The organism is Enterococcus sp. HMSC076E04, assembly GCF_001814285.1.
Lineage (GTDB): Bacteria > Bacillota > Bacilli > Lactobacillales > Enterococcaceae > Enterococcus_B > Enterococcus_B lactis.
Window position 1 is genome coordinate 103,160 of record NZ_KV815578.1, and the last position, 11,038, is coordinate 114,197.

Consider the following 11,038-nt stretch of genomic DNA (forward strand, 5'->3'; position numbering starts at 1 on the left):
ATTTTTGTCACAGCTTCTTTTTAAGCTTTTTGGCTGATGGATAAGAAAAGCGACGCATGTTTATTCATGAATAGCTTTTCTCCACGATGAAAAGTATGACTAGCAGTAGAGACAAAGCCAGTTTTTTTCAATCGATCGTTCAATTCTTCTTGAATAAAACCATTATGGACTTTCGGATGACTGATTTGTTCATTCTTGTCAAAATCTACAATAATCAGTTGACCGCCAGGAGCTAAAAGTTCGAAAAGTTTCATGAGAATAGTCTCTGTATCAGGAATGTGCAAAAGTACGAGTGATAGAAGGATCACATCTGCTTGGACAGCAGGAAATTCGACAGAGGCATCAGCGTGGATCGTGCGGACATTTTTCAGATCTGCTGCTTGGATCTTTTCTTCTGCCATTTTCAACATAGTTTCTGAAGCATCGGCAATGATCAGTTCTTTGAATCTTTCCGCAAGCGGTAAACTCACAAGCCCAGTTCCGCCTCCGTAATCCAGCAGGACTTTTTGGTGGCTGTCGCGCGGTAGATAAGTAGCTAGTTCTTCGCGAATAATCTTGGCTAATGCTTGACGGTCAGGGGAATCATAATGGTTAGCGATGGAATCAAAAATATTTTTTGTCATCAAATAGCTCCTTACATAAAACTTTGGAATTTTAACTTATTATAGCACGTGAAAAGAAAGAAAACATGCTATACTCAATTCAAAAAGAAAGTATTTAGCGGATGTACTTATTTTTATAACTCCTAAGAATTTTCAAGGACAGAAATTTTTCCAGAAAGATGAGAGAAATGGATCGCCTTATTTAGTTCTTGTCAAAAAGTTGGAACAAAAGTAAGCAAGGGATTTGAACGATAATCTGTGCTTGATGAAAATTCTCACTGTAAAAAATGTTGAAAATCAAGTATAATACCATAGGAACAAACTGGAAGGTGAAAAAGAGCATGGCACAACTATTTTTTAAGTATGGCGCAATGAATAGCGGCAAGACGATCGAGATCCTAAAAGTCGCTCATAATTATGAAGAACAAAACAAACCAGTTGTCTTGATGACAAGCGGTATTGATACAAGAGATGGTTTAGGCGTTGTTTCAAGCCGAATCGGACTGAAACGTGAAGCAATGCCGATATTTGAAGAAACAGACGTATTTGACGTGATTCAGAACATGGAAAGCAAACCCTATTGTGTGCTGATCGATGAAGCGCAGTTCTTAAAAAAGAAACATGTCATTGCTTTTACGAGAATCGTGGATGAATTGGATATTCCGGTTATGGCGTTTGGTTTGAAAAATGATTTTCGAAACGAGTTATTTGAAGGATCAAAATATTTATTGCTTTACGCAGACAAGATTGAAGAAATGAAAACGATCTGTTGGTTCTGCCACAAAAAAGCAATCATGAATTTACATTATATTGATGGGAAACCTGTTTATGAAGGCGATCAAGTGCAAATTGGCGGAAATGAAGCTTATTACCCCGTTTGTCGAAAACATTACTTTCATCCATCAATGATTACAGAAGGAGAATAAGCATGTACGATCAATTACAATCAATTGAAGACCGTTATGAAGAGCTTGGAGAACTTTTAAGTGACCCAGAAGTGATTTCTGATACAAAGCGCTTTATGCAGCTTTCAAAAGAAGAAGCAAACACGCGCGAAACAGTCGAAGTTTATCGTCGTTATAAAGAAGTAGTCCAAGGAATCACCGATACAGAAGAACTGCTTGGTGAAAAACTGGATGATGAAATGGCTGAATTAGCAAAAGAAGAATTATCCGAGTTAAAAAAAGAAAAAGAAGTCTTAGAAGAAAAAATCAAGATCCTGCTTTTACCAAAAGATCCAAATGACGATAAAAATATCATCATGGAAATCCGTGGAGCAGCAGGTGGAGACGAAGCAGCCTTATTCGCGGGTGATCTTTTCAATATGTACCAAAAGTATGCTGAAGCGCAAGGTTGGAAAACAGAAGTGATGGAAGCGAACGTTACCGGAATCGGTGGATACAAAGAAGTGATCATGATGATTACCGGAGAGAATGTTTATTCGAAATTAAAATATGAAAGTGGTGCACACCGTGTCCAACGTGTTCCTTCAACTGAATCGCAAGGGCGTATCCATACTTCCACAGCAACAGTTGTCGTGATGCCAGAAGCTGAAGAAGTAGAGATCGATATTGAAGACAAAGATATCCGCACAGATATCTATCATGCTTCAGGTGCTGGCGGACAGCACGTCAATAAAACAGCATCTGCTGTACGTTTGACTCACTTACCAACAGGGATCGTCGTTGCTATGCAGGATGAACGTTCTCAGATCAAGAATCGTGAAAAAGCAATGAAAATCTTGCGTGCTCGTGTGTATGATAAGATCCAACAAGAAGCACAAAGTGAATATGATGCCAATCGAAAATCAGCAGTCGGAACTGGGGATCGTTCAGAACGGATTCGGACATATAATTTCCCGCAAAATCGCGTGACTGATCACCGTATCGGATTAACTATCCAAAAATTAGATCAGATTTTAGCAGGGAAATTAGATGAAATCGTTGATGCATTGATCATGTATGATCAAACATCAAAACTGGAAGCTATGCAAAATGGGTAAAATGACCTATCGAGAAGTCCTGTCACGGGCTTCTTCTTTTTTAGAGGATCATGGAAAAGAAGCATACAGTATCCAATTTTTATTTTTGGAACGGAAACAATGGAAAAAACTTGATTGGCTCCTTCATATGAACGAAGAGATTTCAGAAGAAGAACAACAGTTGATCGAAACAGATCTGCGACTTCTGCTTGCAGATCATCCGCCTCAGTATTTGCTAGGATATGCAGATTTTTATGATCATCGGTTGAAGGTAACCGAAGCAACACTGATTCCTCGACCAGAAACAGAAGAGTTAGTGGAGTGGTGTTTAGACGAGACGCCTGATGTACCATTGGAAGTGATAGATATTGGGACAGGTACTGGGGCGATTGCTATTAGTTTGAAAGCAGCAAGAAAAAATTGGCATGTATCTGCCGTAGATCTTTCTGAAGAAGCGTTAGAAGTCGCGAAAGAAAATGCTCAGCACGAAGGAACGAAAATCAGTTTTTACCATGGGAATACATTGGAACCAGTACAGGATCGGCGATTTGATGTGATTATTTCTAATCCGCCGTATATCAGTCGGAATGAATGGGAACTGATGGATGAAAGTGTCCGGTCATTCGAACCTAAGATGGCCCTTTTTGCGGAGAACGATGGATTAGCTGTTTATGAAAAAATAGCAGTTGAAGCACCAAGCGTACTAAAACCAAATGGAACGATTTTTTTAGAAATCGGATTTCGCCAAGGTGAAGCAGTAAAAAAAATATTTCAGCAAGCATTTCCAGATAAAAAAGTAGCGATAAAAAAGGATCTTTTTGGTAATGAACGAATGATCCAAGTCTACAGTTGAAGTTGTGGATGAAAAAATTTTTATTTGTTTTTTTATTATAAAAAAACACTAATTTGACAAGGATGTAAACGACTTTTTGGCTTATCAACAAGTTTATCCACTATTGATAAATGGATTATCCACAGACAGTGGAAAACTTGAGGATAAAGTTGGATAAAACAAGAATGTATGAAAAAGGGGTTGTGGATAAACTGTGGAAACGAAACGTTATGATGAAACTGAATTAAAAGAGGCAGCCAAAGCACTGAAAGCAGGAGAACTTGTTGCTTTTCCTACTGAAACAGTGTATGGATTGGGCGCCAATGCTCTATTGCCCAATACTGTCAAGAAAGTGTTTTCTGTAAAAGGAAGACCTCAAGACAATCCATTGATCGTCCATGTCGCCTCTTTTGAACAAGTAAAAGAGTATGTGGACAACTTTCATCCAGAAGCAGAGAAGATTGTGAAGAACTTCTGGCCTGGACCACTAACTTTGATATTTAAAATCAAAAAAGACACCTTGCCCTCAGTTGTAACAGGAGGATTATCCACAGCTGCATTTCGTATGCCGGATAACAAAAAAACACTAGAAGTAATCGAACTTTCAGGGGTTCCGCTTGTCGGTCCAAGTGCAAATACGTCGGGAAAACCAAGTCCGACAACTGCAGATCATGTATTCCATGATCTACAAGGAAAAATTACCGGGATCATTGAGGATGGAGCTACGCGAATTGGTGTAGAATCCACTGTTCTTGATTTAAGTAATCCAACAGCCATGCCTATGATCTTACGACCAGGTGCAGTAACGAAAGAACAAATCGAAGCAGTTATCGGATCTCCTGTTGCTGTTGATCAGCATCTTGTAAAAGAAAATGAAACACCAAAAGCGCCTGGGATGAAATACAAACACTACTCACCCGATACACGTGTTCTGATGGTCAGAGATGGCGATTGGTCAATTGCAGTTCAATGGGCAAAAAATAAGAAGATCCGTGCAGGTGTCATAGCAAGCCCCGAAATTGCGGATCAAGTGCGGACAGATACTGCAGCTGTTTATATGTATAACGACAACTCAGTAGAAGCGGCGGCTAAAGGATTGTTTGCAGGTCTAAGAGGATTAGATGAACCAACACTTGGATTAGATTTGATTTTTGTACAAGTATATCCAGAAACTGGATTGGGGAATGCTTATATGAATCGCTTGAAAAAAGCAGCTGGGCAAAATTATTTTGAAAAATGATCAATTGGTTATTGCCGCATTCTTTTAGTATGATACAATGCTATCAAGTAAATCTTCTATCAGTGAACGAAAAACGAAGTGTAAATAGAAGAGATACGAATATTTGGCAATTTGTTTTTGATGGGAAAAATAAAATTGTAGGAAAATAAAAAGGAGCTGTTGTTTGTGGTAGATTACAAAACGTTTGACCCTGATCTTTGGGCTGCGATCGCCAAAGAAGAAGAAAGACAAGAACATAATTTGGAGCTGATTGCCTCTGAAAACTTTGTCTCCGAAGCAGTGATGGCTGCGCAAGGAAGTATTTTGACAAATAAATACGCAGAAGGTTATCCAGGGCATCGCTATTATGGTGGATGTGAATTTGTCGACATCGTTGAAAATTTAGCGATTGACCGTGCAAAAGAATTATTCGGAGCAAAATTTGCGAACGTCCAACCTCACTCCGGCTCTCAAGCCAACACGGCTGCTTATCTCGCTTTGGTAGAACCAGGGGACACGATCTTAGGAATGGATCTTTCCGCAGGCGGACATCTAACACATGGATCACCAGTCAACTTCAGTGGCAAAACCTATCACTTTGTTGCTTACGGTGTTGATCCGACAACAGAAGTTATTGATTATAATGTGGTACGTATTTTAGCTAGAAAACATCAACCAAAATTGATTGTAGCAGGTGCCAGTGCTTACGGACGAACGATCGACTTTGCGAAATTCAGAGAAATTGCAGATGAAGTAGGCGCAAAACTGATGGTAGATATGGCACATATCGCAGGATTAGTAGCAGCAGGACTTCATCCTAATCCAGTTCCTTATGCAGATATCACAACGACTACCACTCACAAAACATTGCGCGGACCTCGAGGCGGCATGATTTTGACAAACGATGAAGCATTAGCGAAAAAAATCAATAGTGCGGTCTTCCCAGGTATTCAAGGCGGACCTCTAGAGCATGTGATTGCTGGGAAGGCAGCGGCATTCAAAGAAGCACTAGATCCTGCATTTAAAGAATATAGTGAACAAATCATTGCCAATGCAAAAGCAATGGTCAAAGTATTCAATCAAGCAATCGGAACAAGAGTCATTTCAGGAGCGACAGATAATCATCTGATGCTGATCGATGTTCGTGAGTTAGGTATAAATGGAAAAGAAGCAGAGAGTATTTTGGACAGTGTGAATATCACGGTAAATAAAAACTCGATTCCTTTTGAAACACTAAGTCCATTCAAAACAAGCGGCATCCGAATCGGTACACCAGCAATCACTACTCGCGGATTCAAAGAAGAAGATGCTGTAAAAGTGGCTGAATTAGTTGTCAAAGCATTACAAGCAAAAGGCGACAATGCTCAACTAGACGAAGTCAAAACAGGTGTACGCGAATTAACTGAAAAATTTCCATTGCACAAAAAATAAAAATTTAAATTCCATATAAAACAGAAAAGTTCAATGCTGGACTTTTCTGCTTATTTTTTTGGAGAAAACGGATTCTTTGACAATATCGATGATGCTCTCTAGTATATGAGGTGTAATTTTAGTCTTCACATTAAATCTCAGGGAGGAAAAGTCATGACTGATCGTATCTCGTTAGAAAAGGAAGCCATAGCATTCAGTGATGCAAATGCACCTCATCCGCGAATCTATGAACTAGCACCGGAAGAAGGAAGAGCATTACTGGAAGAAGTACAAGAATCACCTGTGAACAAATATTCCGTTGATATTGAAGACTTGATGGTAGATACTGGCGAATGGGGAAAAATCAATATTCGTTTTGTACGACCAGAAGGAAATATAGATAAATTACCAGTTATTTTTTATATCCATGGAGCTGGTTGGGTCTTTGGCAGTGCTCAAACCCATGATAAATTGATCAGAGAACTTTCGGTCCGCACGAATTCTGTCGTTGTCTTTCCAGAATATAGTCGATCACCTGAAGCGAAATATCCAACAGCAATTGAACAAAATTATGCTGTGTTGCAACAGCTGAATAAATTAGCCAAGTCAAAAAATCTGGATCTCGAGAATCTAATTGTTGCAGGAGATTCAGTAGGTGGTAATATGGCTACAGTCATGACGATCTTAACAAAAGAACGAAAAGGGCTCCCAATATCTAAACAATTGCTGTATTATCCAGTTACCAACGCTGATTTTGATACAGATACCTATCATGAATTCGGAGAAAACTATTTTTTGACGAGAGATGGAATGAGATGGTTTTGGGATCAATATACGACGAATGAAGAAGAACGTGCTGAAATCACAGCTTCGCCTTTGAGAGCAGAACTGAATGAACTAAAAGATCTACCTCCAGCAATGATTCTGACAGGAGAAGCGGATGTATTAAGAGAGGAAGGCGAGGCTTATGCACGCAAACTTCGTGATGCAGGGGTTCCTGTTACACAAGTACGCTTCCAAGGAATCATCCATGATTTCGTCATGGTAAATGCTATGGATCAAACAAAGGCAGCGCGTGCAGCAATGGCATTATCTACTTCTTGGATCATGGAAAAAGAATAAGCTTTGCTTGTCAGCAGGAAAACTTCTTTTCAAAAAAGGATTTTCTTAGGAAAAATGGCGAGTTTGACTAGTCAATCACTTGATTTTGTTTTACAATTAAAAAGAAACGACAGAACAAAGGAGAGCTTAAAAAATGGGCAAATTTCAAGTGATCGATCATCCATTGATTCAACACAAACTAACTATTATTCGGGACAAAAACTGCGGAACAAAGGTTTTTCGTGAAGTAGTCGATGAAATCGCTATGTTGATGGCATATGAAGTATCACGGGATATGCCGTTGGAAGACATCGTGATCGAAACACCGATCACTGAAACAACACAAAAAACGTTGTCCGGTAAAAAAGTAGCGATTATTCCAATCTTGCGTGCAGGTATCGGAATGGTTGATGGTATCTTGGAATTGATTCCAGCTGCTAAAGTGGGCCATATCGGTCTTTATCGAGATGAAGAAACATTTGAGCCACATGAATATTTCGTCAAACTTCCAGAAGACATTGATGCACGTCAGTTGTTTGTAGTAGATCCAATGTTGGCAACAGGCGGATCAGCAATCATGGCAATCGATGCATTGAAAGAACGTGGCGCGTCGAACATCAAATTCGTTTGTTTGGTAGCAGCACCTGAGGGAGTAAAAGCTTTGCAAGAAGCGCATCCTGATATTGATATCTATACAGCTTCTCTAGATGAAAAATTGAATGAACATGGTTATATCGTTCCTGGACTAGGGGATGCGGGTGACCGTTTGTTTGGTACAAAATAAGTGAAAATGAAAAAGGATGTGACACAACTTTTGTCACATCCTTTTTTGGTCATTTTTAATGTTTGAGGCAGAGCAGCTTTTTCACAGCTTTCGTTTGTATATAAAAAAACCATCCCAAAAATGCAGAGATGGTCAAATTCAAATCTTTTTAAGTTCTTTGTAGTTAACGATTACTACACCCTTGCTTTGCGTCATCAAGTTCGCATTTTCTGCAGTTTCATCAATCTCAACAACAGCGGAATTTTTCAATTGTTTTGAAATCGTTCCAGTTTGCGGCTTGCCGTGAATCGTGAACATTACGTGAGTATTGATCTTGAATTTTTCACCAATTTCCGATGGTACGATAGTTGTATCAAATTTTCCAAAAGTTGCCATTTTCATAAAACCTGCCTTTCACATCAATTATACCACGTTTTATGAAAAATATCATGAAATTAAACTAATTTTCCATCGAACTCTTTACAATCAGCCAAATAGAGTATATAATTTCTTTTGGATAAGGCCAGCTTAGCTCAGTTGGTAGAGCAACGCACTCGTAACGCGTAGGTCGTAGGTTCGATCCCTATAGCTGGCATAAAGCAAAAGACAGATACCCTGATCGGGTATCTGTCTTTTTTATTTATGTCTGTGTGATTTAAAAACCATTAAAAATAGCGTATACTTTGTTTATAGAATGTAGTGGGGAGAAATATATTTCTGGGAGGAAATCGTGATGTCTAAAAGTGAAGAAATAGAAAACATGGTACTAAAATTATATGATCTCGTTTTAAATCCAGAGATCAATGAAAAGGAACGTATACTTCTGATAGAAGCAAAAACAGGCTTAGAAAAAGGTCAGTATTATCCTAAAGTCATGAATAATTTGGAACGTAGTTTACGTCCGTTAGCAATCAAGGGAGAATTGTCTAAACCAGTCTCACCGTTTTATATGGAGATATCAACAATAGGAAAATTTGAAAAAGAATTAGGTCGAGGAATGGCTTCGGCACCGATTACTTTTGGGCATTTATAAAAATGGATTATTCATCTCAATGAATTAAAAAGTAGCGTCAATCACAGAATACAGGCTAGGTTCGTTTATTTGAACAAAGTCTGTATTTTTTATATTGTGTTTTATTCTTTATTTAACATAAAAACAGCTGTTATAAAATAATAATGCTAATTAAAAGAATATTTTATGCAACTATAGTTATTTATGCACGTTGCATTTTTGTAAGTTAAAAATTGGAAATATAGATTGAAAAAATGAAAGCAATAAGTAAAATAAAATGAATATATGCGAAAAAATAATTTGCATTAGGAAAAACCTTGTAAAAACAGTTTTTTGGCATATTTATTTTTTATAAATATTTGTAAAATAACTATCAATTTTTTAGTTAAAAGATTGGAAATGAGTGGGGGAGGAATTGAAGAAAGGATTTTTGAGAGATGATATGGTAGGTTTTATTTTTAGTTAAAATAGGGGAGATAGAAAAAATGAAAAAGTGTAGAAATATTATTTTATCAATGTTATTTATTATTACTAATATAACATCACTGATTCCTGTTCATGTCTATGCGGATGCAGGCAGAGATATCAGCAGTAATGTCACTTCGTTGACCGTGGATCCAACGAATATTACAGATGGAGGAAACATAAAAGTAAAATTCTCGTTTGACGAAAAAAAACAAGACATCCAGCCAGGTGATTATCTTTGGATCAATTGGCCAAGTGAAGGAAATATTCGCGGTGAAGGATTTCAAAAAGAAATCCCATTAATGATTGAAAATAAAAATGTTGGAACTTTAACGGTCAGAAAAGATTCTGCACATGTTGTATTTAATGAAAATATTAAAAACATAGACTCAGTAGAAGGTTAGGGGCAATTTGAGATACAGGCCAGAAACGTAACCGATACTGGTGAAGAAAATACGGGGCCATTCACCGTGACGAGCGGTGACAAAACGGCTACTGTAAATGTGACAAAGCCAGCTTCTGGTTCTTCTTCTAGCGTTTTTTATTATAAAACAGGAGACATGCTTCCTGAAGATACTGAGCACATTCGATGGTTTTTGAATATTAACAATAACGGCACTTACGTTGAACAACCAGTTAAAATCAGTGATGAAATCCAAAGTGGACAAAGATTAGATCCAAGTACGTTTGAAATTAATCAAATACACTTAGGTGAACAGAAAGTTTACAGAGGAGAAGAGGGAATCCAACAATTTTTACAAGATTTCCCCGGTGCTACATTTGATTTTTCAGTAAATGATAATTACATTGAAATAACTATACCAAAAAACTTTGTCAATCTTAGAACAATAATGGTGAGTTATAAGACGATCATAGAAGAACCAGAACAAACAAGTTTTGAGAATCATTCGAAAGCTTGGTTTAAAGAAGTTAATAAACCTGCTGTTGATGGAGAAAGTTTCAATCATACAGTTAAAAATATTTCAGCTTCTGGTGGAGTCAACGGTACAGTTAGAGGCGAATTGAAGATTTTCAAATATATCAATGGCACAGAGATTGGTATCCCAAATGTGACTTTCGAATTAAGACGAGCAGATGAACAGCCTATTCAAGGACAGTCTAGTATCCTGTTGACTTCGAATGAACAGGGAGAAGTTAGTATCAAAGGTCTGCAAGTAGGAGATTATGTTGTAAAAGAAAAAGAAGCACCCAATTGGATTGATTTTGATCCACTAAGTTCAAATGAACTCAAATTCTCCATAAACGAAAATGATACAGAGGGAGTCAGTTTACCTGTTTATAACAAGAAAAAGGTTACGAACATCACAGCAACTAAAATTTGGAACGGTGGAACCACTCCCAGACCAAGTATTTATTTCAAATTATTCAGAGCAAGTACAAACAATTGGGAACCAGTTCCTGATGCAGAAACAAAACGATTAGACAATGGAATAACTTCAGTGACTTGGGAAGATATCCAACAGTATGATGATAGCGGAAACGAATATACGTTTAAAGTGCAAGAAGTAGACCAAAACGGAAATGATTACGTCCCTTCAGGTTATCAAAAAATTGAAAACGGGCTAGTCGTTACCAATGAGAATAAAGAAGTCATTTCAGTCTCAGGACAAAAAACATGGGAAGACAATGAGA

10 protein-coding genes, 1 tRNA gene and 1 pseudogene are annotated in these 11,038 nt (G+C 37.8%); 10 read left to right on the top strand and 2 right to left on the bottom strand.

The window, feature by feature from the left end; genetic code table 11:
* Positions 1-20: 20 nt before the first annotated feature.
* Entirely contained in the window at positions 21-623 is a 603-nt protein-coding gene (locus tag HMPREF2961_RS03540; RefSeq protein WP_002315741.1) for a class I SAM-dependent methyltransferase, read from the bottom strand.
* A gap of 320 nt (positions 624-943) precedes the next feature.
* On the opposite strand from HMPREF2961_RS03540, the gene HMPREF2961_RS03545 reads away from it, so the two are divergent.
* The 7 genes from HMPREF2961_RS03545 to upp all read left to right on the top strand — a co-directional run bounded on the left by HMPREF2961_RS03545 (position 944) and on the right by upp (position 7,929).
* Positions 944-1,528, top strand: coding sequence for a thymidine kinase (locus tag HMPREF2961_RS03545; protein ID WP_002291517.1), 585 nt, complete (start codon positions 944-946; stop codon positions 1,526-1,528).
* A gap of 2 nt (positions 1,529-1,530) precedes the next feature.
* Positions 1,531-2,604, top strand: a complete 1,074-nt coding sequence (gene prfA, locus HMPREF2961_RS03550; protein WP_002291519.1) for a peptide chain release factor 1 — start codon at positions 1,531-1,533, stop codon at positions 2,602-2,604.
* On the top strand, positions 2,597-3,436 hold the full coding sequence (prmC, locus tag HMPREF2961_RS03555) for a peptide chain release factor N(5)-glutamine methyltransferase (protein ID WP_002291522.1): 840 nt from the start codon (positions 2,597-2,599) through the stop codon (positions 3,434-3,436). Before prfA ends, prmC begins: the two co-directional genes overlap by 8 nt.
* Positions 3,437-3,629: 193 nt before the next feature.
* On the top strand, positions 3,630-4,655 hold the full coding sequence (locus tag HMPREF2961_RS03560; RefSeq protein WP_025477320.1) for an L-threonylcarbamoyladenylate synthase: 1,026 nt from the start codon (positions 3,630-3,632) through the stop codon (positions 4,653-4,655).
* A gap of 165 nt (positions 4,656-4,820) precedes the next feature.
* Positions 4,821-6,065: a serine hydroxymethyltransferase gene (gene glyA, locus HMPREF2961_RS03565; RefSeq protein ID WP_002291533.1), complete on the top strand. Its 1,245-nt coding sequence runs from the start codon at positions 4,821-4,823 to the stop codon at positions 6,063-6,065.
* Positions 6,066-6,218: 153 nt separating this feature from the next.
* Positions 6,219-7,166 carry an alpha/beta hydrolase gene (locus HMPREF2961_RS03570; RefSeq protein WP_002315743.1) on the top strand — a complete coding sequence of 316 codons (948 nt, stop codon included), beginning with the start codon at positions 6,219-6,221 and terminating at the stop codon, positions 7,164-7,166.
* A gap of 133 nt (positions 7,167-7,299) precedes the next feature.
* The gene (gene upp, locus HMPREF2961_RS03575; RefSeq protein ID WP_002291540.1) at positions 7,300-7,929 is read left to right on the top strand and encodes a uracil phosphoribosyltransferase; all 630 of its coding nucleotides are present in this window, start codon (positions 7,300-7,302) and stop codon (positions 7,927-7,929) included.
* Between the two features lie 138 nt (positions 7,930-8,067).
* Here upp and HMPREF2961_RS03580 read toward each other — a convergent pair whose 3' ends face one another.
* Positions 8,068-8,310 (bottom strand): hypothetical protein, encoded by a 243-nt coding sequence (locus tag HMPREF2961_RS03580; protein ID WP_002291542.1) that lies wholly within the window; start codon positions 8,308-8,310, stop codon positions 8,068-8,070.
* A gap of 120 nt (positions 8,311-8,430) precedes the next feature.
* Here HMPREF2961_RS03580 and HMPREF2961_RS03585 point away from each other — a divergent pair.
* From HMPREF2961_RS03585 to acm, 3 genes and pseudogenes are all read left to right on the top strand, one after another.
* A tRNA-Thr gene (locus HMPREF2961_RS03585) sits at positions 8,431-8,503 on the top strand.
* A 138-nt stretch (positions 8,504-8,641) separates the two neighbouring features.
* Positions 8,642-8,941, top strand: coding sequence for a bacteriocin immunity family protein (locus tag HMPREF2961_RS03590; RefSeq protein WP_002291543.1), 300 nt, complete (start codon positions 8,642-8,644; stop codon positions 8,939-8,941).
* Positions 8,942-9,405: 464 nt separating this feature from the next.
* Positions 9,406-11,038: pseudogene (gene acm / locus HMPREF2961_RS03600) on the top strand (collagen-binding MSCRAMM adhesin Acm); the annotation flags it as partial.